This is a genomic window from Streptoverticillium reticulum, from assembly GCF_047456005.1.
Taxonomy (GTDB): domain Bacteria; phylum Actinomycetota; class Actinomycetes; order Streptomycetales; family Streptomycetaceae; genus Streptomyces; species Streptomyces reticulum.
In genome coordinates this window covers 4,563,869-4,588,459 of sequence record NZ_CP179755.1, presented here as the reverse complement: position 1 = coordinate 4,588,459, position 24,591 = coordinate 4,563,869, and the positions used below count along the sequence as shown (strand labels likewise).

Genomic DNA, 24,591 nt, shown 5'->3' with positions numbered 1-24,591 from the left:
TCCCGCCGTTCGAACATTACGGTCGCCCCAACTCACACCGCGCCACTGGCCAGTTGGGAGAGCCGCATGCCCCTGCACCGCTTGCGCACCACCCTCGCCACCGTCGCCGCACTGGCCGTGTCACTGGCCGTGCCCGCGGCCCTGCCGACGAGAGCAGCCGCCGCCGGCACCGACGGCACGCCCGGCGGCATCGTCACCTCCGCACCCACCTCCTTCCACCCGCTGCCCGGCCAGCCGACCAACACCCGGGCCTGGCACATCACCTACCGCTCGACCACGGCCAAGGGCGCGCCGAACGTCGTGTCGGGCACGGTGATCGTCCCCCAGGACGGCCGCACGGGCCCCCGCCCGCTGGTCACGTACGCCGTCGGCACGGTCGGCATGGCCGACTCCTGCGCACCCTCGGCGGGCTTCCCGTACGGGACGACGGTCGAGGCCAACCTGATCCAGCAACTCACCTGGCGCGGCTGGGCCGTTGCCGTCACCGACTACGAGGGCCTGGGCACCCCCGGCGACCACACCTACACGGTCGGCCCGTCCGAGGGCCACGCCGTCCTGGACGCGGCCCGGGCGGCGCTGCGACTGCCCGGAACCGGGCTCGGTCCGGACACGCCCGTCGGCATCATGGGCTACTCGCAGGGCGGCCAGGCCGGCAGCTGGGCCGCCGAGCTGCACGACTCGTACGCCCCCGAACTGAACGTCAAGGGCACGGCCACCGGCGGCGTCCCGGCCGACCTGCTGAAGACCGCGGACTTCAACAACGGCAACATCGGCGCGGGCCTGATCCTCATGGCCGCCGTGGGCCAGAACGCGGCCTACCCCGAACTCCACCTGGAGCGGTACCTCAACGACCGCGGCCGCTCCTCCGTGGACTTCCTGAAGCACCACTGCGTGGTGATCAACGGGGTGGCGGGGCTCTTCAAGCGCATCTCGGACGTGACGGTCAAGAACCCGCTGTACGAACCGGATTGGCAGCGGGTGCTGCGCCTGTCGCAGCTGGGGACGCACGCGCCGGACCGGCCGGTGTACCTGTACCACGGTGCGATCGACGAACTGATCCCGTACGCGGTGGGCAAGCAGCTGCGCGCCGACTGGTGCGCCAAGGGCGCGACGGTGCGCTGGACGTCCCTGCCGCTGGCCGAACACGTGGTGGGCGCGATCGCGGGGGCGGTGCCGTCTGCCGACTGGCTTGCAGCCCGCTTTGCCGGGGAGCCGGCGGAGGGCAACTGCTGACTGCGGGCTCGTCGTGGCTGGTCGCGCAGTTCCCCGCGCCCCTTCGGGGCACGGGGCAACTCCTCGCGCCCCGAAGGGGCGCGGGGAACTGCGCGACCAGCCACAGCCAGCCGTCAGTTGACGTACAGTGCCTCGATCTCCTCCGCGAAGTCCCTTGCTATAGCGGAGCGTTTCAGCTTCAGCGAGGGCGTGAGGTGCCCCGCCTCCTCCGTGAAATCAACCGGCAGCACGGCAAACCGCCGTATCGATTCGGCACGCGACACGAGCCGGTTGGCCTCATCGACAGCCTCCTGCAAGGAACCCCTCAGGCCGGCATCGCAGACGAGCTCCTCCACCGGCACCCCCTCCATCCCCCGCATCTTCTGCCAGTGCGCCAGCCCGTCCGGCTCCAGCGTCAACAGCGCGGCCACGTAGGGCCGGTCGTCACCGACGACGATCGCCTGGCCCACCAGCGGGTGGGCCCGCAGCCGGTCCTCCAGGGGCGCCGGGGCCACGTTCTTGCCGCCGCTCGTGACGAGCAGCTCCTTCTTCCGGCCCGTGATCGTCAGGTACCCCTCGGCGTCGAGGGCTCCCAGGTCGCCCGTGGCGAACCACTCCCCCGCAGCGGGCGGCACCGCCGCCCCGCGTTCCGCGTCCCAGTAGCCCGGAAAGACGTGGCTCCCGGAGAGCAGCACCTCGCCGTCGTCGGCGATGCGCACCCGGCACCCGGGCAGCGGCCATCCCACCGTGCCCAGTTTGGGCCGCAGCGGCGGGGTGATCGTCGCGGCGGCCGTGGTCTCCGTCAGGCCGTAGCCCTCGAAGACCTCCATGCCCGCGCCCGTGTAGAACGCGCCGAGCCGCCGGCCGAGCGGCGAGCCGCCGGTCAGGACGTAGCGCACGCGCCCGCCCAGGGCGGCGCGCAGCTTCCGGTAGACCAGGGGGTCGTAGAACGCCCGCTCCGCGCGCAGCCGCAGTCCGGGCCCGGGTCCGGTGCCGTGGCGGCCGGCCTCCACGGCCTCGCCGTACTCCCGTGCGACGGCGGCCGCCCGGTCGTACACGGCGGCGCGGCCGAGCCGTTCGGCGGTGGCTCTGCCGTTGTTGTAGATCTTCTCCAGGACGTAGGGGATGGCGGGCAGGAACGTCGGCCTGAACCCCTCCAGATCCGCGCGCAGTTCCTCGGTCCGCAGGGACGGCGCATGGCCCAGCCGGGCGCGGGCACGCAGGCAGCCCACGGCCACCATCCGCCCGAAGACGTGCGAGAGCGGCAGGAAGAGCAGGGTGGCGGCGGGCTCCCTGCTCACGGACTTGAAGATCGGGTGCAGCAGTTCGGTCGTGTTGTCGACCTCGGCGAAGAAGTTGGCGTGGGTGAGGACGCAGCCCTTGGGGCGCCCGGTGGTGCCGGAGGTGTAGATGAGGGTGGCGACGTCCTCGGGGCGCCGGCCGGCGCGCCGCTCGGTGACGGCGGCGTCCGGCAACGGGCGCCCGGCGTCCATGAGTTGCGGGATGCATCCGTCGTCGAACTGCCACACGTGGGCGAGCCGGGGCAGCTGCGCGCGCTCGCCCTCGACGACTGCGGCCTGCTCGGCACCCTCGACGGCGATGGCGGACGCGCCGGAGTCCTGGAGGATCCAGCGCACCTGCAGGCCGGAGGAGGTCGGGTAGACGGGGACGGTGACCAGGCCCGCGGCCCAGCCCGCGCAGTCCAGCAGGGTCCACTCGTACCGGGTGCGGGCCATGATCGCGAGCCGGTCGCCGGGCTGCAGCCCGCCGGCGATCAGGCCCTTGGCCACGCCGGCGACCTCGGCGGCGAAGGCGGCGGCGGTCACGTCGCGCCAGGTGCCGTCGTCCTGCTTGCGGCCGAGGACGACGTCCAGCGGTGCCACGGCGGCGTTGAGGAAGGGCAGGTCGCCGAGCGAACCCTGCCGGACGGGCGGTGCGAGAGGGGGGACGTGCGCCTCGCGGACGGTGCCGTCGACGGCCGTCGTCCGCGGCGGGACGAGCGCGGGCGGTGCGGCGGAGGCGGGGACGGAGGTGATGGCGCTGTGCGGTGCGGACACGTGCGGCTCCTGTTCCAGAGACCCATGTTCCAGAGACCCACATAGAGACCCACAACTTGCCTTACTCAGCGGTAATTTCCCGGTGAATGTACGCCTGAAGGCCCACCTCCTCCACCCCGCCTCTAGTCCTTACGGCCAGCACACGCCTGCCCTTTTTGCCGATCCGTGCGGCATTGCGCCCGAAATAGCGTTGTCCGCGTCACACCCCCCACTCCGTGAGGAGACGCAGAGCCCTATGCACACCAACCTGCGCACCGCCCTCCGCACCGCCATAGCCGCAACCGTCCTCACCGGCGCCGTTGCCGCCCCCACCGCCGCGTTCGCCGCCGGCACGGACTCGTCCCCGAGCAGCTCCGCCACCGCGTCGAAACCGCGCACGGTCGACATCGGCGGCGGCTTGGAGGCCGAGATCAAGGACGGCAAGGCGTATGTGAAGGAGACCGGCAGCGGCAAGGTCGTCGCCGTACTGGAGAAGGGCCAGAGCTACACCGACGGCATCTACGTCCACTTCGACGGCCAGAACGTCACCGCCAAGACCCAGGGCGACGACAAGAGCAAGAAGGACGACAAGAAGGACGACAAGAAGAAGGACGAGGGCAAGACCTCCTCCCGCACCGTCCAGCTCAAGGATGGCAAGTACGCCGTGATCACCAAGCTCGCCGACGGCTCGTACAAGGCCGTCGTCACGGGCCCGGACGGCTTCGTCTTCGGCACCCTCACCGCCTCGTCCCCCTCCCTCGCCCTCGACGGCGGCCTGAAGGTCACCCTGGACCAGAAGACCGGCAAGATCACCCAGTCCACGGCGGGCGGCAAGGACTCCGGCAAGGACTCCGGCAAGAAGGACAACGGCGCCAAGGCGCACGACGCCACCGCCGACAAGAAGCTCCCGAAGGGCGGCGTGGCCGCGGGCGAGGCGCCTGGTCAGGGCTCGGCGGACACCGACCCCGCCCTCATCGGCGGAGCCCTCGCCGCGGCCGGCGTCCTGGGCGGCACCGGCGTCCTGCTGGCCCGCCGCCGCCCCGGCACGGAGCGCTGAGCGGCCCCGGGAGGATCACGGCCGAACGGGCGCCCAGCGCTGCCCGTTCAACAGGTTCTCCAGCCCCGCCCACGTCACGTTCATCAGGGTCGCCGCCGTCTCCTTCGCGGGAGGGGCGGCGTCCGCACGGGTGTTGGCCCATCCGGCCAGCGACTCGGCCGCACCGACGAGGGCGTGCGCGAGGCCGGAGACCTCCTGGGCGTCCAGGGGCGCTCCGGCCCGCTCCTGGTCCCGGCCGGCGGCCGCGATCAGCCGGGCCACGAAGTCGACGATCTCCTGGCGCAGTTCGGCCAGGGCGAGGGCGAACGGCTCGCCGTGGATGCGCGCCTGGCAGCTGAGCATCGCCCAGGCCGAGGGATGCGCGGCGGTGTGCGCGAAGAAGGCCCGCAGTCCGCACCACAGCCGCCGGTCGGCGGAGTCCTCGGGGTCCGCGGCGGACTGCACGGCATCGAGCAGCGCCCGCGACTCGCGCCGGATGCAGGCGCCGTACAGCTCTTCCTTGGAGTTCAGATAGAGGTACACCAAGGGCTTGGAGGCCCCGGCCAGTTCGGCGATCTCGTCCATCGAGGCCGCGCTGTAGCCGCGCCGGGCGAAGACCTCCACGGCGGCGTCGAGCATCTGGCGCTCGCGTACGGCCCGGGGCATGCGCTTGGCCTTGCCCGTGGTCACAGGCCTGGCCTTCTGTGCAGTAGTCACGACAAAACGTCCCTCCGCCCCCGCTACATTACCGACAGGTAATGTCACGGAGCGGAGGGACGTCAAGGGTGGAGATCAAGCCGTAGCGGAACGGCTACGCGGCGACCGGGGCGGGCTCCGCCTCCAGGTTGGCGCCGTCGGCTGCTCCGTACGGCCGTCATCAGCGCCCTGTACGCGACCGAGCCCCATCGCGCCGGACGCGCACCGGCTGCTCCTCGTCAACCCTCAACCGAGGGCCCTCGCTCAAGACCATGACGACATCCACCCGGCCGTCGGAGCGCCGCACCTTGTGGACGTCCTTCACTTCCCGTGCCCCGTGGTCGAGCAGCACGTCCCCACACTCGACCATGTATGCGACCAGTCGCATTACATCCACCCTTCCCCACGAACCGTCAGGACCGCCCAGACCGACTTACCGACCCCGCGCCGGTGGCTCACACCACAGCGGTCTGCCAGACCACGCACCAGGATCAGCCCACGTCCGCCCTCGCCGTGCTGGTCACGTAGTTCTGGCCAGCGTTCGGAGTCCGCATCGTCAACCGCGATCCGTACGCCGTTCCCCTCGCGGCGGAAGCTGGTTTCGATCTCGCGCCCCGGTGACACGTGGGCGTGCCTGACTGCGTTCGTCAGCAGTTCGGAGAGCACGAGGAGAGCGGGGTCTTCCAGGGAGCGCAGCCCCCAGTCGGCCAGCACAGTGCGCAGCTCCGCCCGCGCCAGGCCCACGCAACGGGGGTGTCGCGCCCAACGCCGGGTCAACGCCTGCCTGTTCGCCTCTCCCGGCGGTGTCTCCATGCCGACCAGCATCGAGGGAAGCGGTTCGCGGAACGACACCAGCGTGATTACCCACCGTGGGTAACATCGCTGGATACGCCGCACCATGGCCCAAACGCGTATCCGTCCTTCCCCGGAGCGTTGTTCATGCCCAAGTACGAGCCCCCGGCGGGCTTCCCTGTGCGTCTGCTCGCCAGCGCCGAGATGATCGAGGCGTGCCGGGACCACGACTTCTCCGCGATCTTCCAGTTGGCGAAACGCGCAGGGATGTACCCGGCCCTGATCGGCCGGCGCATTGGCGTGACGCCCAGCGCCGCGACCGAGATCCTCAAAGGCCGCCGTACGGTCAGGGAGTTCCAGCTCGTCCAGCGCATCGCCGATGGCCTGCGCATCCCCGGTCACATGCTGGGGCTGTCACGCCGCGACTGGGAACCGGATACGGGCGAAGACGCGGGCCAGGCCGCATGCCCAGTGCCAAGCCCGGTATGGGCGCCGGACGACGCGGCCGCCGAAGGGCTCTCGCCGACATGGCCGGAGGCCGAGCCGGACGACCCCGAGTTCGCCGCCGAGCTCATCGAGTGCCAGCTCCCGCAGCACTACAAAGACGCAAACTACTTCGGCTCCCGCCACGCCATCCCGGCCGTCACCCAGTACGCGCAGACCGTCACACGCCTGTTGGAGACTGCTTCCGGTACGCCTCGCCAGGCCCTGTTGCGCACTGGCGGCAAGGTCGCCGAGTTCATCGGCTGGCTCCACCAGGATCGCGGCGACTTCAAGTCTGCTGCGTACTGGTCGGATCGCGCGATGGAATGGGCGCAGGAGGCCGCCGCTGAGCACATGCAGGCGTACATCCTGTTCCGCAAGAGCAACCAGGCAACAGCACGCGCCAGCGGTGACCGGGCCATCGGTCTCGCCAAGGCTGCGCAGCGGCTGCCAGGGCTCACTCCCCGGCTCTCTGCCCTGGCTGCGCAGCAGGAAGCCCAGGGCTACGCGCTCATGCGCAACTCGAAGGCAGCCCTGTCCAGATTCGACGAGGCGTACGCGCTCGCCTCCCAGGCCACTGCTGCCGAGCAGCCGACGACCGTCGATGCCTCCTACTGCACTCCGACCTACATCGAGATCCAGCGCGCCACTTGCTGGATCGATCTCGGGCAACCTCAACGAGCCGTCCAGCTCTTCCAAGACCAACTGGCCGCCCTAGACCCGGTGTACCGCAACGACCGGAGCGTCTACCTCGCCCGGCTGGCCCGTGCGCACGTCACTGCCGGGGACCTGGAGCAGGGCGCCGAGGCCGCGACGAAGTCACTCGGCATCGTCACGCATACCGGCTCGGCGCGGACGTTCGCCGAGCTCTCTTCGGTCGCCCGAGCTGTTGACACAAAGCGGACCGTACCCGCCGTGGCAACGTTTTTTGAGCGATTCGAGATCGTCCGAGATCGGTTTGTGGCATGACGGGAGCGGAACTCATGCGTAAAGGTGTGGTCATGGACGATCTGATCACGCATGCCACCTCCGGCGACGAGCGCGAACGCGGCCCAGCCGTCGCCGTCCTGCCTGTCGGCAGCTTCGAGCAGCACGGCGACCACCTGCCACTGATCACCGACACCGCCATCGCCTGCCTGATCGCCCGCCGCATCGCCGACGACCACAACCTGTTCCTGCTGCCACCGATCACCATCACCTGCTCGCACGAGCACGCCCCGATGGCCGGCACGGTCAGCATCAGCGCCGGAACCCTCTACGCGATGATCCACGACATATGGCGATCCCTCGAAGCCTCCGGCGTTCCCGGCCTGCTCATCGTCAACGGCCACGGCGGCAACTACGTCCTCCAGAACGTCGTCCAGGAGATCAACGTCAGCGGCCCCCGCGTCGCCCTCTTCCCGGTCAGCGAGGATCGCGCCCGGGCGCGATCCGACGCGGAGTTGGACAGCAGCAGCGCCGAGGACATGCACGGCGGAGAGTTCGAAGTCTCGCTGCTTCTGCACGGCGCGCCGCATCTCGTCGGCGAGGGAATCGACGGGGACGACCATTCGGCCCCGAGCCGACCACACCTGCTCACCCTGGGCATGGCCGGCTACACCCGCAACGGTGTTATTGGGCGGCCGTCCCTGGCCACGCCCGCCAAGGGCAAGGCAATCCTGGACAGCCTCTCCCGGGCTGCGCGCAAGCACCTGGACGTGATCAAGATCGGGTGACAAGGCCCGTCAACGCAGATGTCCCCGCCTCAAGAAGCCACTTGCGCGAGTTCCTGCAGCGTCTCGCGCCGCACCGGAGGGAGCCCGCAGCCGTGACGTTCGAGACACAACTGCGGGCCACCCTCGGGTGACCGGTCAGCGGATCGATTCGTCCATCAGCACGTACAGCAGACCGACGAGCGACCCACTGCTGACGACCTCGCGCCGGTCGATCATGCCGCGCACCCGGTCCAACGGGATCCACTCGATCCGGTCGGACTCGTTCTTCTCCGTCGGCGGCCCGATGTACGTGGCGTCATCGGCCCGGAAGACGTAGTGCTGCGAGTCCGTGATGCCGTTCGCCGGCTCCGCGTAGATCAACGGCTTCATCGGGCCGGGGCGCCAGCCCGTCTCCTCCTCGACCTCACGAGCGGCGGCCTGTTCGGGAGACTCGCCCTCCTCGATCAGGCCCATGGGCAGTTCCCACGCCCACTTGTCCGTGATGAAGCGGTGCCGCCACATCATCAGCACCTCGCGCCGGTCGTTCACCACGGCCGCCACGGCCAAGTGCCGCAGCCGCACGACGTGATGCTCCCAGCGCCGCCCGTCAGGCTGCTCGACATCCACAAGGCACAGGTTCACCCAGGGATTTGTGTATATCTGCCGCTCGCCGTGGGTCTTCCACTGCATGTGGGTTGCCCCTCTCGCCGTCGGCCTCCAGCATCCCAGAGGGCAGGGGGACGTGGAGGTATGCGATCGACTGCGCTTGCAACGCACCCGGCACGGCAATGACGCGCGACACTCGGTGATCATTTCGAAGGCCTCGGAGCGGGGGCAGCAGCGTCCCGTTGTCAGCTCTCCGGAAGTGCTGGCTGTCGAATCGTTGAGCCAACTGATGGATCAGGCTGCCGACTCGCCGCGGACCTCATATCTGTCGATATCGGCCACTTACCGTGAGTCGGGATGAACCAGGTCAGGTTTCGAGAGCACAGCTGGATGCGGAGCGTACGAGATGCCGAACGCCTCACTCGGGAGCCAGCACCGCCGCCAACACTCGCCTTCATCGGGGTGGCCGTGGCGACTGGAGTCAGCGGCGCTCTCGTGGTGACGTTGGTGTCCATCTACGGAGCTCACACAGCCACGTCACAATTCGCATTCGGCGCCGCCAGCTCGTCATTGATTATCGCGACCGGCTTTTTGGTCAGTGGATACAACCAGCGCCGGCAACGCGTGTTTCTCATGTACTCGGCAGGCCTGAGCCTGATCACTGTTCTTCGGGCGCTGAACGAGCCGCAGGCGCATAAAAGTCTAGAGCGAATTATCGAGACTCAAGACACGCTACATAGCCTTCAGCACAAGCTGGCTGAAGCTGGCGCCTACCGTGAGGCCATGAAGCTCCGCGACGCTTGCACGGAGACGCGGCATGCCTAGCTGGTTGCCGACGAGATGGGGCCGACGACCTCCTCCCGGCTGCTGGACGAAACTTCTCATCGGGGGTTTCTTTACGTTGAGTGCCGCGGGCCTCGGTATTCTTGGGTCCGCCGCGCAAGGCCATGAGCCGCCAACGCCCCCTGACTGCCTTACTCGGCAAACTCAGACAGTAGCTCTCATTGACGCTCACCCAGAACTAAGGAACTTCTTCAAGGGCAATCCAGAGGTCGAACGCGGCTGTCATCTCAGTGACGTCATTAATAACTTGCGGCCTCGCTCCAAGTAGCTGTCGGCGCTTCGCCCCAGCCGACGAACTCCTGACTCACGATCTCGTCGACCGTGTTCCGCTTCACCGGAAGTCTGCTCTGATGCCAGCATCCCTGACAACGCCAACGCCCCCAGCCCAATGACGGGGCCAGGGGCGTTGCTGTTGGGACGGAGCTACGCAGCGGCCAGGACCGGCTGAGGCTCGTCCTCGGTCTCGAGCTTCGAGCCGTCGGCCGTCTTGAACTTCTCGCGGTCCAGGATGTCCTCCCGCGCCGCGACGATGATCGGGATCACCGACTGCCCCGCCACATTGGTGGCCGTGCGCATCATGTCCACGATCGGGTCGATCGCCAGCAGCAGACCCACACCCGCCATCGGCAGGCCCAGCGTCGACAGGGTCAGCGTCAGCATCACCGTGGCACCGGTCAGGCCGGCCGTGGCGGCCGAGCCGATGACCGAGACGAAGGCGATCAGCAGGTAGTCGCGCAGCTGCAGCGGGACGCCGAAGACCTGCGCCACGAAGATCGCGGCGATGGCCGGGTAGATGGAGGCGCAGCCGTCCATCTTGGTCGTTGCGCCGAACGGCACCGCGAAGGAGGTGTACTCCTTCGGCACCCCGAGGCGCTCCGTCACCTTCTGCGTCAGCGGCATGGTGCCCACGGAGGAGCGGGAGACGAAGGCGAGCTGGATGGCGGGCCAGGCACCCTTGAAGAACTGCAGCGGGTTGACCTTGGCGACCGTGGCGAGCAGCAGCGGGTAGACACCGAAGAGCACGATGGCGCAGCCGACGTAGATGTCGGCGGTGAAGGTCGCGTACCTGCCGATCAGGTCCCAGCCGTACTTGTAGACCGCCCGGCCGACCAGGCCCAGGCTGCCCAGCGGGGCGAGCCGGATGACCCACCACAGGACCTTCTGCAGCAGCTCCAGCACGGACTCGGAGAAGGTCAGCAGCGGCTGCGCCTTCTCGCCGATCTGCAGGACGGCGACGCCGGCGACGGCGGCCATGAAGACGATCTGCAGCACGTTCAGCTGCGTGAACGGCGTGATGACGTCGGTGGGGACGATGCCGGTGAGGAAGTCCAGCCAGGAGCCGTGCTTCTTGGGCTCGGCGCCGTCGGCGGCGGTCAGGCCGGTGCCGGAGCCGGGGTGGGTGAGCAGGCCGATCGCCAGGCCGATACTGACCGCGATCAGCGACGTGATCATGAACCACATCAGGGTGCGGGTGGCCAGCCGGGCGGCGTTGGCGACGTTCCGCAGATTGGTGATCGACACCAGGATGGCGAAGAAGACCAGCGGGGCGACCACGACCATCAGCAGCTGGACGAAGAGGCTGCCGATCTTGTCGAGGGTCACCTGGAGCCAGTGGACGTCACCGCTCTTAGCGACCCAGCCGAGCAAGGCGCCCAGCACCAGGGCGAGCAGGATCTGGGCCCAGAACGGGACCTTGGGTATGCGGCCGCGCAGGGCGGACGAGGGCGTCGAGGACAACGGAGAACTCCGGATGCAGACGGGAAGTCAGGGGAAGAGCGACGTCAGCGGCTGCAACAGGCCGCGGAGAGGCAGCGGCAGAGATCGACGTGCAGGCGCGCCACGAGCCGGGGGCCCGTGGGGATGCGGTGCGCTGCTGCTGTCTTCATGTCGAACACGTTAACACCCGTACTTTGAGCACCTCAAAGCATTACTTTGGGATCAGGGGCCACCAGGGGTCACAAAGGGTTCTTGAATCGCCCAAAACGCCGCATGCCGCGCCCGGAGTTGGGGAACTCCGGGCGCGGCATGCGCACCTGTGATGTGACGAGGGTTACACCCCCGTAGCGGGACGGGTCAGGCCCCGTCCTCCTGGCCCGCGTTGGCCTCCAGGCGGGCCTTGGCACGGTCCACCCGCTCGCTGATCTGCACCGACATCGCGTCCCGCTGCTTGCGCAGCAGCACGAAGCTCAGCGGTGCGGAGATCACGAGCGCGAGGAGCACCATCCAGAACACGTTCGAACCGCCCACACCCAGCGGGATCACGTGGAAGTAGCAGAGCACCCACACGACCCCGAAGCAGGCGACGAGCAAGGCCACGCGCAGCGCGGTGTAGCGGAGCGATGCGAACTTGTTGCTGTTCACGGACGGGACCTTCTTCTCGGGCTCATGGGGAACGGTCTGTTCCAGTCAAACACAAGCCGTCTCAGACCCGCATCGGCTGCGGCGACTCGCGCCGCTCCGCGTCGGGGCCCGGGTACTCGCGGATGATCTCGTAGCGCGTGTTGCGCTCGACCGGGCGGAATCCGGCGTCGCGGATCAGCTCCAGCAGGTCGTCCCGGGTCAGCTTGTTGGGCGTGCCGTAGTTGTCCGCGTCGTGCGTGATCTTGTACTCGACGACCGAGCCGTCCATGTCGTCCGCACCGTGCTGCAGCGCGAGCTGGGCGGTCTGGACGCCGTGCATGACCCAGAAGACCTTGACGTGCGGCACGTTGTCGAAGAGCAGCCGGGAGACGGCGAAGGTCTTCAGCGCCTCGGCGCCGGTGGCCATGGTGGTCCGGGCCTGGAGCCGGTTGCGGACCTTGCCGTCCTTCATGTCCACGAAGTCGTGCTGGTAGCGCAGCGGGATGAAGACCTGGAACCCGCCGGTCTCGTCCTGCAGTTCACGCAGCCGCAGCACATGGTCCACACGGTGGCGGGGCTCCTCGATGTGCCCGTAGAGCATCGTGCACGGGGTCTTCAGACCCTTCTCGTGCGCGAGGCGGTGGATGCGCGACCAGTCCTCCCAGTGGGTCTCGTGGTCGACGATGTGCTGCCGGACCTCCCAGTCGAAGATCTCGGCGCCACCGCCGGTCAGCGACTCCAGCCCGGCGTCGATCAGTTCGTCGAGGATCTCGGAGGCGGACAGCCCGGAGATCTTCTCGAAGTGGTGGATCTCCGTCGCGGTGAAGGCCTTCAGGGAGACCTGCGGCAGGGCCTCCTTGAGCGCCTTCAGCGAGCGGGGGTAGTAGCGCCACGGCAGCGTCGGGTGCAGGCCGTTGACGATGTGCAGCTCGGTGAGGTTGTCGTTCTCCATGGCCTTGGCGAGGCGGACGGCCTCCTCGATGCGCATGGTGTACGCGTCCTTCTCGCCCGGCTTGCGCTGGAACGAGCAGTACGCGCACGACGCGGTGCACACGTTGGTCATGTTGAGGTGCCGGTTGACGTTGAAGTGGACGACGTCACCGTTCTTGCGCGTGCGCACCTCGTGGGCGAGGCCGCCCAGCCAGGCCAGGTCGTCGGACGCGTAGAGGGCGATGCCGTCCTCGCGGGTCAGCCGCTCTCCCGCGCGGACCTTCTCCTCCAGCTCGCGCTTGAGCCCCACGTCCATGCGTCCGCCTCTCCGATGTCCTATGCGCAACCCCGTCGAGACTACTCCCCTGTTTTCAGACCTCTTCGGGCAGCTCGCCCACCCGGTTCTCCCACTTGGTGGAGAGCACGATCGTGGTGCGGGTGCGGGCGACGCCCTTGGTGCCCGACAGCCGGCGGATGGTGCGTTCCAGGCCGTCCACGTCCCCGATGCGGACCTTGAGCATGTACGAGTCGTCGCCGGCGATGAACCAGCAGTCCTCGATCTCCTCCAGGTCGCGCAGCCGGCGCGCCACGTCCTCGTGGTCCGCGGCGTCCGAGAGCTGGATGCCGATGAGGGCCGTGACCCCGAGACCGAGCGACGCGGCGTTGACGGTCGCGCGGTAGCCCGTGATGACGCCCGCAGCCTCCAGGCGGTTGATCCGGTCCGTGACGCTCGGCCCGGAGAGGCCGACCAGCCGGCCCAGTTCCGCGTACGAGGCCCGGCCGTTCTCCCGCAGGGCCTGGATGAGCTGCCTGTCCACCGCGTCCATAGCCTGGCACCTTTCAATAATCAGCGAACTTGCCGTCTTGCGTGTAGAATCTAAGGCGTACGGGGCTCAGCACCCCGTAAATCTTTCATCAGCTCAGAGAATCAACGTCGATCCTTCAGGAGTGGAGTCCCCGTGTACTCGATCGAGGTGGCCTACGCCCGCATGCGCGAGCTGCAGGACCTGGCCAACCGCTCGCGTGCCCACAAGTCCGCAACGACCGAGCGCCGCACCGGGTCGAAGTTCCGCACCCTGCGCGCCAAGAAGGGCTAACCCTCCCCGAGGGTCCGTGAGCCACCGAGCTCTCCCTTCCACCTGCGGTACAGCCGGTGCGGCACCCCTGCCGCGTCCAGCACCCGCCCGGCGACGAAATCCACCAGATCCTGGATGTGCGTCGCCCCCGCATAGAACGCCGGAGAGGCGGGCAGCACCACAGCGCCCGCCTCGTCCAGGGCCACCAGCTGCCTGAGCGTCTGACCGCTCAGCGGTGTCTCCCGCACCGCGACGATCAACGGCCGACGCTCCTTCAGGGTCACGCTCGCGGTGCGCTGCAGCAGATCCTTCGACAGTCCCAGCGCCACTCCGGCCACACAGGCCGTGCTCGCCGGGACGATCAGCATCCCCTTGACCGGGTACGAGCCGGACGACGGCCCGGCGGCCAGATCGCCGGCCGCCCAGTGGCGCACGTCCGACAGGTCGCCCTCGAACGGGAACGGCTTGCCGTCGGCCCCCCGCGACAGCCACTCGCGCAGATCGTCCCGCCAGTGCGCATCCCGGAACCCGATCCCGGTCTCGTCCAGCAACGTCAGCCGCGCGGCCCGGCTGACCACCAGGTCCACGGCCTCCCCGGCCTCCAGCAGCCCGCGCACCACGGCCGCCGCGTACGGCGTGCCGGAAGCACCGGACACGCCGACCACCCAGGGCCGGCGTTCCTGACGTCGCGTTGTGTGTTCGTACGGCTCCACGCGATGAGCCTAACCGTCCGGCCGCGCGGGCCACGGCCGGTATTGGTCCGGACCGCTACCAGCCGAGGCCGCGGGCGACCAGGTCGAGCAGGGCGAAGCAGAACAGGCTGATCCCGACGAAACCGTTCACCGTGAAGAACGCCCTGTTCAGCCGCGACAGGTCGTGCGGCCGCACGATCGTGTGCTCGTAGCCGAACGCCGCCCCGACCACCACCAGGCCGACCCACCAGAAGATGCCCGCGTGAATGGCCACGCCGTACCAGATCAGCAGCGCCGTGGTGATGACGTGGCACACCCGCGCACCGTGCAGCGCGGCCGGGATGCCGAAGCGGGCCGGGGTGGACTTCACCCCGTGCGCGCGGTCCGCGGCCACGTCCTGGCACGCGAAGATCAGGTCGAAGCCGCCGATCCAGATGCCCACCGCGAGCCCGAGGACCACCGCCTCCCAGGACCACGACCCCGTCACCGCCAGCCACGCGCCGACCGGGCCCATCGCCTGGGCCAGACCGAGGATCGCGTGCGGGAAGTTGGTGAACCGCTTGCCGTACGGATAGACCACCATCGGGATCACGGCGATCGGCGCCAGCGCCAGGCACAGCGGGTTCAGCAGCCCGGCCGCGCCGATGAAGAACACGACGGCGACCAGCGCGCCCGTCCACGCCGAACGCACCGACACCGCACCCGTGACCAGCTCGCGGTTCGCGGTGCGCGGGTTACGGGCGTCGATCTCGCGGTCGATGATGCGGTTGCACGCCATGGCGAACGTGCGCAGGCCGACCATCGCGACGGTGACGAGGAAGAGCTTCCACCAGTCGACCGTGCCGTTCCTCTGGTACATCGCCGTCAGCGCGGCGATGTACGCGAAGGGCAGCGCGAAGACGGAGTGCTCGATCATCACCAGGCGCAGGAAGGCCCTGGTGCGCCCCGGCTGGGGGACTGCGGCGGCGGGGGCGGTCACAGGCCGTACTCCGGTTCACCTCCGCGAAGGCGGAGAAACTCCGTCTTCGCACTGCAGGCCACCATTGTGGACTCGCGGCTCACAAGCCGTACTCCTTCCAGCGCTTGGTCACGCGCTCGGCGACTTCCGGGTCCGACTCGACCATCCGCGGCCAGCCCCCGTCGCGCGTGTAGCCCTCCTCGGGCCACTTCGCGGTCGCGTCGATGCCCGCCTTGCCGCCCCAGAACTGCTGGTAGGAGGCGTGGTCGAGGTGGTCGACCGGGCCCTCGACGACGGTGAGGTCACGGGCGTAGTCGGTGTTGCCGAGGGCCCGCCAGGACACCTCGTGCAGATCGTGGACGTCGCAGTCCGCGTCGACCACGATGATCAGCTTGGTCAGCGACATCATGTGCGCACCCCAGACGGCGTGCATCACCTTCTGCGCGTGCTTGGGGTACTTCTTGTCGATCGAGACGATCGCGCAGTTGTGGAAGCCGCCCGACTCCGGCAGGTGGTAGTCCACGATGTCCGGCACGATGACCTTCAGCAGCGGCAGGAAGAACCGCTCGGTGGCCCGCCCCAGCGGGCCGTCCTCCGTCGGCGGCCGCCCGACCACGATCGACTGCAGCAGCGGACGCTTCCGCATGGTGACGCAGTCGATGGTCAGCGCGGGGAAGTCCTCCTGCGGCGTGTAAAAGCCGGTGTGGTCGCCGAACGGGCCCTCGGGCAGCATCTCCCCGGGCTCCAGCCAGCCCTCCAGGACGACCTCGGCGTTGGCCGGGACCTGCAGCGGAACGGTCTTGCAGTCGACCATCTCGATCCGCTTGCCCTGGATGAACCCGGCGAACAGGTACTCGTCGATGTCGCCGGGCAGCGGCGCGGTGGACGCGTACGTCACCGCGGGCGGGCAGCCGAAGGCGATGGCGACCGGCAGCCGCTCCCCGCGCCGGGCCGCCACCTGGTAGTGGTTGCGGCTGTCCTTGTGGATCTGCCAGTGCATCCCGATGGTGCGCTTGTCGTGCCGCTGCAGGCGGTACAGACCCAGGTTGCGGACGCCCGACTCGGGGTCCTTGGTGTGCGTGAGGCCGAGGTTGAAGAAGGAGCCGCCGTCCTCGGGCCAGGTGAACAGCGCGGGCAGCCGGTCGAGGTCGACGTCGTCGCCGGTGAGGACGACCTCCTGGACGGGCGCCTCCTTCACCTTCCTCGGCGGGACGTGCGCCATCGCACCGAGCTTGCCGAAGGCCTCGCGGACACCGGTGAAGCCGTGCGGCAGCTCGGGCTTGAGCAGACCGCCGATCTTCTCGGAGATCTCGTCGTAGGACGCCAGCCCGAGCGCCTTGAGCAGCCGCCGGTCGGTACCGAAGACGTTCATCGCGAGCGGCATGGCCGAGCCCTTGACGTTCTCGAAGAGCAGGGCGGGCCCGCCGGCCTTGTTCACCCTGTCGACGATCTCCCCGACTTCCAGGTACGGATCGACTTCGGCCTTGATGCGCTTGAGGTCACCGTCGCGCTCCAGCGCCCTGAGGAACGAACGCAGATCGTCGTAAGCCATGCGTTCCAGTATCGAGCACGCACTACCCTGGACCCGTCACTGGGGCTGCCGCGCGGCCCCGCAGCACCGCACTCCGGGGGCCGCCTCCATGCTCAGGTATCTGCCGTTCCTGCTGATCCTGGCGCTGTGGATCTACGCCTTCGTGGACTGCCTGAACACCCCCGAGAACGAGGTGCGGGGCCTGCCGAAGATCGCCTGGGTGTTTGTGATCCTGCTCTTCGGCGAGGTCCTGGTGGGCCCGGTCGCCTGGCTGACCGCGGGCCGCCCGCGGCGGACGCCCGCGCGGGCGGCGGAGCGGCAGTGGGTCGCGCCGGACGACAACCCGGACTTCCTCAGGTCCTTGGACAAGGACCGCGACAAGGACTGAGGCGCCCCTAGCCCTGGCGGTCCTGCGGGTACCAGCGGAGCTCCACGGTGTTGCCGTCCGGGTCACGGACGTAGAGCGACTCCGCCTGCCCCCGCGCGCCGAAGTTGTTGCTGGGCCCGCGCACGACGTCGAACGTCCCGGCATCGATCACCGTCTGCCAGTCCAGCGGCTCCACGACGAGACACAGGTGGTCCACGTTGGACTCCCCGCGCGGCCCCTCCACCAGGTCGATAATCGTCGTCGGGCTCACCCGCACCGACGGGAACGGCACCTGCCCGGCGCGCCACTCCTCCACCCGCACCGGCTCCAGCCCGAGCGGGCCGCAGTAGAAGGCCAGGGACCTCTCGGCGTCCGAGACGTTGAGGACGAGGTGATCGAAGTCGATGACGCGCATGGCAGGACGGCTCCTCGGTCGTGCGGCCCGGCGTCGGCCCTCAGCCCTCGCGGTGCACCTTGTAGTTGGATGCCTGGGCACGGGGGCGGACGACGAGCAGATCGATGTTCACGTGGGACGGGCGAGTGATCGCCCAGGTGATCGTCTCCGCAACGTCCTCGGCCGTCAACGGCTCGGCGACCCCCGCATAGACCGCGGCCGCCTTCTCCTCGTCCCCGCGGTAGCGGGTCAGGGCGAACTCGCCGGTCTTCACCATCCCGGGCGCGACCTCGACGACCCGCACCGGCTCGCCGCACAGCTCCAGCCGCAGCGTCTCGGCGATCACATGCGCACCGTGCTTCGCGGCGACGTACCCGCCCCCGCCCTCGTAGGTGGAGAGCCCCGCCGTCGAGGAGACGACGAGCACCGTCCCGTCGCCGCTCTCCCGCAGCGCCGGCAGCAGCGCCTGCGTCACGTTCAGCACGCCGAGCACGTTGGTCTCGTACATCGTGCGCCAGTCGGCCGGATCGGCGTCGGCCACCCGGTCCGCACCGATCGCCCCGCCCGCGTTGTTGACCAGCACGTCGACCCGGTCCAGCGAGGCCGCGAAGGCGTCGACGGCGGCCCGGTCGGTCACGTCCAGCACCTGCGCCACGGCATTCGGCAGCTCCGCCGCCAGCGCCCGGATCCGGTCCTCGCGGCGCGCCGTGAGCACGACCCGGTACCCGGCGGAGGCCAGCTGCCGCGCGGTGGCGGCGCCGATGCCGCTGCTGGCGCCGGTGATGACGGCGGTACGGGTGCTCACAACGGGCCTCCTGGGGACGGCGGGACGCATTCGCGCGTGATCGCTCGCAGGATAAGCCGTCAGCGCCCTCTCGGCGCGTACATGATCACGACGACGCCCGCCAGGCAGACCAGGGCGCCGATCACGTCGTAGCGGTCGGGCCGGTACCCGTCGGCGACCATGCCCCAGGCCAGCGAGCCGGCGACGAACACCCCGCCGTACGCGGCGAGGATGCGGCCGAAGTGGGCGTCCGGCTGGAGCGTGGCGACGAATCCGTACGCCCCCAGCGCGACGATCCCGGCCCCGATCCACGCCCATCCGCGGTGCTCGCGGGCACCCTGCCAGACGAGCCAGGCGCCGCCGATCTCGAGGAGGGCGGCGAGGACGAAGAGGGCGATGGAGCGGATGGCGAGCATGCCGGCCAGGCTAATGCCGTGCCCGAACACCGTGCCCCGTCAGGGGCGCGGGGAACTGCGCGAGCAACCACGAACGGCCCGCACAGGGATGTACTCCGGCTGCCAGGCCGGTGGGGGCTGGTCGCGCAGTTCCCCGCGCGGGGCACGAACGGCTACGGCCAGACCAGGCAATACGGCTGATGCCCCGCCTCGTGCAGGCGGTGCGAGAAGTCCTGCCACTCGTGCAGCAGCTTGTAGACGGTGAAGGCGTCACGCGGACCGCCCCGGTCGGGGACGGTGGACCAGATGAAGGCGGCGGCGCCGACCGCCTCCTCGCCGATGCCGCGCAGCGGGTCGACGACGGTCATGGGCAGCTTGACCACCGCGTAGTCGGGGTGGAGGACGACCAGTTCGAGCGGGGGAACCTTGTGCAGGGGTATGCCCTCGATGCCGGTGAGGACCATGGCGGCCACCGTCTCCGGCTTGATCCTGGTGAACATGCCGCCCATGCCCAGCTCGTCACCGCCGAGTTCCTCGGGACGCATGGAGATGGGGACGCGGGCAGCGGTCGCACCGTTGGGGGCCCCGAAGTACTTGTAGGTCACCCCCACCCGGCCACTCCTGCTTTCCGTGCTCTCCGTGCCTGCCGTGCTCCCGGGGACCGGCTCCGGGCTCTGCTCCTCGTGGCCGCCGGCGCGCCGGTGCCGCCCCCTGCGGGTCTGCTCGGCGCGCTCGGGCCCCAGGTCATCGGTGCCCTCGCCCAGTCCGCCACCGCGATGCATATCTCCACCCGACCGCTTTTTCAGCCAGCACAGCCCCCGCCGCGCAACCCGATCATCGTCTCAGAGACCTCCCCCATGGACGACGTGCGAAACGCCCGGACGCAACCGCTCGTACCGCTCTGAGACCATGGCTGGTGTGAGCTACCCGTACCCATACCAAGCCCCAGTCTCGCAGACGCTCTTCGACCGTGCGGCGGCCGTCACGCCCGGTGGCGTGAACTCTCCCGTGCGCGCGTTCCGCGCCGTGGGCGGTACGCCCCGGTTCATGGTGTCCGGCAGCGGCCCGTACCTGACCGACGCGGACGGCCGGGAATACGTGGACCTCGTGTGTTCGTGGGGACCGATGATTCTCGGCCATTCCCACCCCGAGGTGCTCTCGGCCGTGCAGCAGGCCGTCTCCCGCGGCACCTCCTTCGGCACGCCCGGCGAGGGCGAGGTGGCCCTGGCGGAGGAGATCGTCGCCCGGATCGCGCCCGTCGAGCAGGTGCGCCTGGTGTCCTCCGGCACCGAGGCGACCATGTCGGCGATCCGGCTCGCGCGCGGCTTCACCGGCCGGGCCAAGGTCGTCAAGTTCGCCGGCTGCTACCACGGCCACGTGGACGCCCTGCTGGCCGCGGCCGGCTCGGGCCTGGCCACCTTCGCGCTCCCCGACACCCCCGGCGTCACCGGCGCCCAGGCCGGGGACACCATCGTGCTCCCGTACAACGACCTCGACGCGGTGCGCGCGGCCTTCCGTGCGCACCCGGGCGAGATCGCCTGTGTGATCACCGAGGCGTCGCCGGGCAACATGGGCGTGGTCCCGCCGCTGCCGGGCTTCAACGCGGGCCTGAAGGCGGCCTGTGCGGAGAACGGTGCGCTGTTCATCTCCGACGAGGTGATGACCGGCTTCCGCGTCTCGAAGGCGGGCTGGTACGGGATCGACGGGGTCGCGCCGGACCTGATGACCTTCGGCAAGGTCATGGGCGGCGGCTTCCCGGCGGCGGCCTTCGGCGGCCGTGCGGACGTGATGGCCCACCTGGCCCCGGCGGGCCCGGTCTACCAGGCGGGCACGCTCTCCGGGAACCCGGTCGCCACGGCCGCGGGCCTGGCGCAGCTGCGGCTGCTGGACGACGCCGCGTACGACAAGGTCGACGCGGTCTCGGCGGAGATCAGTGGCCTGGTCACCGAGGCGCTCACGAAGGCGGGCGTGGCCCACCGGCTGCAGACCGCGGGAAACATGTTCTCGGTCTTCTTCACCGAGGCCGGGGTGACGAACTACGCCGAGGCCCGGGAGCAGGAGTCCTTCCGCTTCACCGCCTTCTTCCACGCGATGCTGGCGAACGGCGTGTACCTGCCGCCGTCGGCCTTCGAGTCCTGGTTCGTCTCGACGTCCCACGACAGCGCGGCGGTCGAGCGGATCGCGGCGGCACTGCCGGCCGCCGCCCGGGCGGCGGCCGAGGCGACGGAGGAGGCGAAGTGAGCAACGACGACATCACCGTCGTGCACCTGATGCGGCACGGCGAGGTCCACAACCCCGAGGGCGTGCTCTACGGCCGCCGGTCCGGCTACCACCTGTCCGAGCTGGGCCGGCAGATGGCCGACCGGGTCGCCGAGCACCTGGCCGACCGGGACGTCACGCACGTGGTGGCGTCCCCGCTGGAGCGCGCCCAGGAGACGGCCACGCCGATCGCCAAGGCGCACGGCCTGGACCTGGCCACGGACGAGCGGCTGATCGAGGCGGCGAACGTCTTCGAGGGCAAGACCTTCGGCGTGGGCGACGGCGCGCTGCGCAAGCCCGCCAACTGGCGGCACCTGACGAACCCGTTCCGCCCGTCCTGGGGCGAGCCGTACGTCGAGCAGGTCGTGCGGATGATGGCCGCGCTGGACCGGGCGCGCGACGCGGCCCGCGGTCACGAGGCGGTGTGCGTGAGCCACCAGCTGCCGATCTGGATCGTGCGCAGCTTCGTGGAGAAGCGGCGGCTGTGGCACGACCCGCGCAAGCGGCAGTGCACGCTGGCGAGCCTGACGACCTTCACCTACCGCGGCGACAAGATCGTTTCGGTGGGCTACAGCGAGCCGGCCCGCGATCTGGTGCCCGCTCATCTCCTCGCCGGCGCCAAGCCGGTGAAGGGCGGGGCCAAGGCATTCGGCGCCTGAGCCGTTTTCACCGGCAGACGCCGGACGGTCTGCAATAGCAGACTGTCCGGCGTTTGCCGTATTCCGACGCGCCCTCTCACCCGAAGTCGTCTTGTATGGGCGACACAGGGAGCAATGAGGGAGAGCGACATGGGCGGGATCAGCCGGCGGGATCTCCTCGGATGGGGAGCGGTCGCGGCCGTTGCACCGGCGGTCGCCGGATGTGCGGCGGGTCTGTCGGACGGCCCCGCCGCGAAACCGAGCATCCGCGCGAAGCCCCGGCGGATCGGCGACGGCTCCGCGGCCGTCGTCGCCGAACAGCCCAATCAGCCGCCCCCGCCCGAACAGCTGGAACCGGGCGAGAAACCGCCGCAGTTCGTCGTCTTCTCCTGGGACGGCGCCGGAGAAGTGGGCAACGGCCTTTTCCCGCGCTTCCGGGAACTGGCCCGGAATCACGGCGCCCGGATGACCTTCTTCCTCTCCGGAATCTACTGTCTGCCCGAGGACAGACGACACGCCTATCGCCCCCCGAACAATCCGCGCGGCGCCTCCGACATCGGCTATCTCTCCGACGAGCACGTCAAGGAGACCCTGCGCAACATCCGTGCGGCCTGGCTGGAGGGGCACGAGATCGGCACCCACTTCAACGGCCACTTCTGCTCCGGCCGCGGCTCGGTCGCCCACTGGGAACCCGAGGACTGGGAATGGGAGATCGAACAGGCGGTCTCCTTCGTCACCGAATGGCGCACCCACACCGGATTCACCGACGTCGAACCGCTGCCCTTCGACTATCGCGAGGAACTCGTCGGCGGCCGCACCCCCTGCCTGCTCAACCAGGAGAGCCTGCTGCCGGTCGCCCGGAAGCTCGGCTGGCGCTACGACGCGAGCAACCCCGGCGGCGAACAGATCTGGCCGCGGAAACGACACGGGATCTGGGACCTGCCGCTGCAGCAGATCCCCTTCCCGGGTCACTCCTTCGAGGTGCTTTCCATGGACTACAACATCCTCGCCAACCAGTCGAAGAACGCCCTGCACGGCCGCACCGACCACTATCCGAACTGGCGGCAGCAGGCCACGGATTCCTTCATCTCCGGTTTCGAGCGGGCGTACGAAACGAATCGGGCGCCCTATTTCATCGGCAACCACTTCGAGGACTGGAACGGCGGAATCTACATGGACGCCGTGGAAGAAGCGCTCAAACACATCGCCGACGAACGGCACAAGGACGTGCGGCTGGTCTCCTTCCGGCAGTTCGTCGACTGGCTCGACGTCCAGGACCCGAAGGTCATGAAGCACCTGCGCACGCTGGAGGTCGGCGAGAAGTGGAGTCCCGCAGGCCGCTGAAGAGCGGGTGAGAGCGGGTGAGGGGGGCGCGGAAGATCCCCGAATCGCCCATGCGAAACTTTTCACATGAGTGCCTGCCGCGCCCTTCGACGCCACCCTTCCCGCCGTCGTACCACCCTGCTGGCCGCCGGCTCCGCCCTCGCCGCCCTCGTGCTCACCGCCTGCGGGTCGGGCGGCCCCAAGAGCGGCGGACAGACGCAGTTCGTGCAGGGCTCGGGCGGCGTCGAACTGGTCAAGGACAAGGACGGCAGGCAGGACGCCCCCGACCTGTCCGGCAAGACCCTCGACGGCAAGGACCTCGACGTCGCCAAGGACCCCGAGTTCAAGGGCAAGATCGTCGTCCTCAACGTCTGGGGCTCCTGGTGCTCGCCCTGCCGGGCCGAGGCCAAGAACCTCGTGAAGGTCGCCAACGACTACAAGGACAAGGGCGTGCAGTTCGTCGGGCTCGACACCCGCGACCCCGACCCCTCCAACGCGATCGCCTTCGAGAAGCAGTTCGCGGTCCCGTACCCGAGCCTGCACGACTCCTCCGGCAAGCTGCTGCTGCGCTTCCCCAAGGGCAGCCTCAACCCGCAGGCCATCCCCTCCACGATCTTCATCGACCGGAACGGCAAGATCGCCGCCCGGGCGCTCAAGGGCCTCGGCGAGGACGAGCTGCGCGAAACCCTCGACCCGCTGATCGCGGAGAAGTGACCCGGTGACCTCCGTGGCTCCCGTGATCACCCTCGCCGCCTCCGACGGGTACAACCACACCGTCCTGTCCGGCGCCCTGCTGCTGGCCCTGCCGGTCGCGGTGCTCGGCGGCCTCATCTCCTTCTTCTCCCCGTGCGTGCTGCCGCTCGTGCCGGGCTACCTCTCCTACGTCACCGGCGTCAGCGGCACCGACCTCGCCGAGGCCCGGCGCGGCCGGATGGTCGCCGGGGCCTCGCTCTTCGTGCTCGGCTTCACGGCCGTCTTCGTCTCCTCCGGCGCCGCCTTCGGCTACTTCGGCCAGACGCTGCTGGAGTACAAGGAGACGATCAGCACGGTGCTCGGCGCGCTGACCATCGTGCTGGGCCTCGCCTTCATGGGCGTCCTCAACCGCTTCGGACAGCGCGAGTTCCGCTTCCACACCAGGCCCACGATGGGCCTCGCCGGCGCACCGCTGCTGGGCGTGCTCTTCGGCGTCGGCTGGACACCGTGCATCGGCCCGACGCTCGCCGCCGTGCTCTCCCTCTCCTCCAACCAGGCCAGCGCCGGACGGGGAGCCCTGCTCACCGTCGCCTACTGCGCCGGACTCGGCGTGCCCTTCGTGCTCGCCGCAGTGGCCTTCCGCCGCGCACTCGGCACCTTCGGCTGGGTCAAGCGGCACTACGCCTGGGTCATGCGGCTGGGCGGCGGGATGCTCGTCGCGGTCGGCGTGCTCCTCGTGACAGGGGTGTGGGACAGCATGGTCCAGGAGCTGCAGACGTGGACCGCGAACTTCACCCCGGGAATCTGACAATG

General features: G+C 69.4%; 27 protein-coding genes. 12 read left to right on the top strand and 15 right to left on the bottom strand.

From position 1 onward, the window contains the following. The first annotated feature begins 66 nt into the window (after positions 1-66). The gene (locus ACMATS_RS20900) at positions 67-1,233 is read left to right on the top strand and encodes a lipase family protein (RefSeq protein ID WP_414168695.1); all 1,167 of its coding nucleotides are present in this window, start codon (positions 67-69) and stop codon (positions 1,231-1,233) included. 113 nt (positions 1,234-1,346) lie between these two features. Here ACMATS_RS20900 and ACMATS_RS20895 read toward each other — a convergent pair whose 3' ends face one another. Further along, positions 1,347-3,269 (bottom strand): AMP-dependent synthetase/ligase, encoded by a 1,923-nt coding sequence (locus ACMATS_RS20895; RefSeq protein ID WP_414168694.1) that lies wholly within the window; start codon positions 3,267-3,269, stop codon positions 1,347-1,349. A gap of 235 nt (positions 3,270-3,504) precedes the next feature. Between ACMATS_RS20895 and ACMATS_RS20890 the strand changes: the two genes are divergently transcribed. Next, positions 3,505-4,305, top strand: coding sequence for a hypothetical protein (locus ACMATS_RS20890; protein ID WP_414168693.1), 801 nt, complete (start codon positions 3,505-3,507; stop codon positions 4,303-4,305). Between the two features lie 15 nt (positions 4,306-4,320). On the opposite strand, the gene ACMATS_RS20885 is transcribed toward ACMATS_RS20890, so the two are convergent. Together ACMATS_RS20885 and ACMATS_RS20880 are read right to left on the bottom strand one after the other, a co-directional pair. Then, on the bottom strand, positions 4,321-4,950 hold the full coding sequence (locus ACMATS_RS20885; protein WP_336413207.1) for a TetR/AcrR family transcriptional regulator: 630 nt from the start codon (positions 4,948-4,950) through the stop codon (positions 4,321-4,323). Positions 4,951-5,367: 417 nt separating this feature from the next. Further along, on the bottom strand, positions 5,368-5,880 hold the full coding sequence (locus ACMATS_RS20880; protein ID WP_414168692.1) for an ATP-binding protein: 513 nt from the start codon (positions 5,878-5,880) through the stop codon (positions 5,368-5,370). A gap of 39 nt (positions 5,881-5,919) precedes the next feature. Here ACMATS_RS20880 and ACMATS_RS20875 point away from each other — a divergent pair, with 39 nt between their 5' ends. After that, complete coding sequence (locus ACMATS_RS20875) at positions 5,920-7,224, top strand: hypothetical protein (protein WP_414168691.1); 1,305 nt, start codon at positions 5,920-5,922, stop codon at positions 7,222-7,224. 32 nt (positions 7,225-7,256) lie between these two features. Continuing rightward, the gene (locus tag ACMATS_RS20870) at positions 7,257-7,970 is read left to right on the top strand and encodes a creatininase family protein (RefSeq protein ID WP_390780716.1); all 714 of its coding nucleotides are present in this window, start codon (positions 7,257-7,259) and stop codon (positions 7,968-7,970) included. A gap of 135 nt (positions 7,971-8,105) precedes the next feature. On the opposite strand, the gene ACMATS_RS20865 is transcribed toward ACMATS_RS20870, so the two are convergent. After that, positions 8,106-8,639 (bottom strand): NUDIX hydrolase, encoded by a 534-nt coding sequence (locus ACMATS_RS20865; RefSeq protein WP_390780715.1) that lies wholly within the window; start codon positions 8,637-8,639, stop codon positions 8,106-8,108. Positions 8,640-8,912: 273 nt separating this feature from the next. Here ACMATS_RS20865 and ACMATS_RS20860 point away from each other — a divergent pair, with 273 nt between their 5' ends. After that, the gene (locus tag ACMATS_RS20860; RefSeq protein ID WP_414168690.1) at positions 8,913-9,380 is read left to right on the top strand and encodes a hypothetical protein; all 468 of its coding nucleotides are present in this window, start codon (positions 8,913-8,915) and stop codon (positions 9,378-9,380) included. Positions 9,381-9,821: 441 nt separating this feature from the next. Here ACMATS_RS20860 and ACMATS_RS20855 read toward each other — a convergent pair whose 3' ends face one another. The 4 genes from ACMATS_RS20855 to ACMATS_RS20840 all read right to left on the bottom strand — a co-directional run bounded on the left by ACMATS_RS20855 (position 9,822) and on the right by ACMATS_RS20840 (position 13,495). Beyond that, positions 9,822-11,135, bottom strand: coding sequence for a dicarboxylate/amino acid:cation symporter (locus ACMATS_RS20855; RefSeq protein ID WP_390780714.1), 1,314 nt, complete (start codon positions 11,133-11,135; stop codon positions 9,822-9,824). Between the two features lie 336 nt (positions 11,136-11,471). Next, positions 11,472-11,759: a DUF4229 domain-containing protein gene (locus tag ACMATS_RS20850; protein ID WP_336413152.1), complete on the bottom strand. Its 288-nt coding sequence runs from the start codon at positions 11,757-11,759 to the stop codon at positions 11,472-11,474. A 61-nt stretch (positions 11,760-11,820) separates the two neighbouring features. Then, positions 11,821-12,984 (bottom strand): aminofutalosine synthase MqnE, encoded by a 1,164-nt coding sequence (gene mqnE / locus ACMATS_RS20845; protein WP_336413153.1) that lies wholly within the window; start codon positions 12,982-12,984, stop codon positions 11,821-11,823. Positions 12,985-13,039: 55 nt separating this feature from the next. Next, positions 13,040-13,495 (bottom strand): Lrp/AsnC family transcriptional regulator, encoded by a 456-nt coding sequence (locus ACMATS_RS20840; RefSeq protein WP_336413154.1) that lies wholly within the window; start codon positions 13,493-13,495, stop codon positions 13,040-13,042. A gap of 132 nt (positions 13,496-13,627) precedes the next feature. Between ACMATS_RS20840 and ACMATS_RS20835 the strand changes: the two genes are divergently transcribed. Beyond that, positions 13,628-13,765 (top strand): hypothetical protein, encoded by a 138-nt coding sequence (locus tag ACMATS_RS20835; RefSeq protein ID WP_171085614.1) that lies wholly within the window; start codon positions 13,628-13,630, stop codon positions 13,763-13,765. On the opposite strand, the gene ACMATS_RS20830 is transcribed toward ACMATS_RS20835, so the two are convergent. The 3 genes from ACMATS_RS20830 to ACMATS_RS20820 all read right to left on the bottom strand — a co-directional run bounded on the left by ACMATS_RS20830 (position 13,762) and on the right by ACMATS_RS20820 (position 16,946). Next, positions 13,762-14,400 (bottom strand): UbiX family flavin prenyltransferase, encoded by a 639-nt coding sequence (locus ACMATS_RS20830; protein ID WP_390780713.1) that lies wholly within the window; start codon positions 14,398-14,400, stop codon positions 13,762-13,764. The two genes, ACMATS_RS20835 and ACMATS_RS20830, sit on opposite strands and share 4 nt — an antisense overlap. Positions 14,401-14,512: 112 nt before the next feature. Next, entirely contained in the window at positions 14,513-15,415 is a 903-nt protein-coding gene (mqnP, locus tag ACMATS_RS20825; protein ID WP_390780712.1) for a menaquinone biosynthesis prenyltransferase MqnP, read from the bottom strand. Between the two features lie 79 nt (positions 15,416-15,494). Further along, complete coding sequence (locus ACMATS_RS20820) at positions 15,495-16,946, bottom strand: menaquinone biosynthesis decarboxylase (RefSeq protein WP_390780711.1); 1,452 nt, start codon at positions 16,944-16,946, stop codon at positions 15,495-15,497. Between ACMATS_RS20820 and ACMATS_RS20815 the strand changes: the two genes are divergently transcribed. Beyond that, positions 16,945-17,313, top strand: a complete 369-nt coding sequence (locus ACMATS_RS20815; protein ID WP_391155611.1) for a PLD nuclease N-terminal domain-containing protein — start codon at positions 16,945-16,947, stop codon at positions 17,311-17,313. The two genes, ACMATS_RS20820 and ACMATS_RS20815, sit on opposite strands and share 2 nt — an antisense overlap. A gap of 7 nt (positions 17,314-17,320) precedes the next feature. Here the strand turns inward: ACMATS_RS20815 and ACMATS_RS20810 are convergent, their stop codons facing one another. From ACMATS_RS20810 to ACMATS_RS20795, 4 genes are all read right to left on the bottom strand, one after another. Continuing rightward, entirely contained in the window at positions 17,321-17,707 is a 387-nt protein-coding gene (locus ACMATS_RS20810; RefSeq protein WP_414168689.1) for a VOC family protein, read from the bottom strand. A gap of 40 nt (positions 17,708-17,747) precedes the next feature. Continuing rightward, a complete protein-coding gene (locus ACMATS_RS20805; protein ID WP_390780708.1) occupies positions 17,748-18,491 on the bottom strand; it encodes an SDR family NAD(P)-dependent oxidoreductase in 744 nt (247 codons plus the stop codon). 59 nt (positions 18,492-18,550) lie between these two features. After that, positions 18,551-18,886, bottom strand: a complete 336-nt coding sequence (locus tag ACMATS_RS20800) for a YnfA family protein (protein WP_414168688.1) — start codon at positions 18,884-18,886, stop codon at positions 18,551-18,553. A 152-nt stretch (positions 18,887-19,038) separates the two neighbouring features. Next, positions 19,039-19,647: a hypothetical protein gene (locus tag ACMATS_RS20795; RefSeq protein ID WP_390780706.1), complete on the bottom strand. Its 609-nt coding sequence runs from the start codon at positions 19,645-19,647 to the stop codon at positions 19,039-19,041. 127 nt (positions 19,648-19,774) lie between these two features. Here ACMATS_RS20795 and hemL point away from each other — a divergent pair, with 127 nt between their 5' ends. From hemL to ACMATS_RS20770, 5 genes are all read left to right on the top strand, one after another. Then, positions 19,775-21,106 carry a glutamate-1-semialdehyde 2,1-aminomutase gene (gene hemL, locus ACMATS_RS20790; protein ID WP_390780705.1) on the top strand — a complete coding sequence of 444 codons (1,332 nt, stop codon included), beginning with the start codon at positions 19,775-19,777 and terminating at the stop codon, positions 21,104-21,106. A 29-nt stretch (positions 21,107-21,135) separates the two neighbouring features. Beyond that, positions 21,136-21,783 carry a histidine phosphatase family protein gene (locus ACMATS_RS20785; protein WP_336413209.1) on the top strand — a complete coding sequence of 216 codons (648 nt, stop codon included), beginning with the start codon at positions 21,136-21,138 and terminating at the stop codon, positions 21,781-21,783. A 129-nt stretch (positions 21,784-21,912) separates the two neighbouring features. Continuing rightward, the gene (locus ACMATS_RS20780) at positions 21,913-23,106 is read left to right on the top strand and encodes a hypothetical protein (protein ID WP_390780704.1); all 1,194 of its coding nucleotides are present in this window, start codon (positions 21,913-21,915) and stop codon (positions 23,104-23,106) included. 66 nt (positions 23,107-23,172) lie between these two features. After that, complete coding sequence (locus tag ACMATS_RS20775; protein ID WP_414168687.1) at positions 23,173-23,799, top strand: TlpA family protein disulfide reductase; 627 nt, start codon at positions 23,173-23,175, stop codon at positions 23,797-23,799. Positions 23,800-23,812: 13 nt separating this feature from the next. Next, positions 23,813-24,586, top strand: coding sequence for a cytochrome c biogenesis CcdA family protein (locus ACMATS_RS20770; RefSeq protein WP_390780827.1), 774 nt, complete (start codon positions 23,813-23,815; stop codon positions 24,584-24,586). The last annotated feature ends 5 nt before the right edge of the window (positions 24,587-24,591 follow it).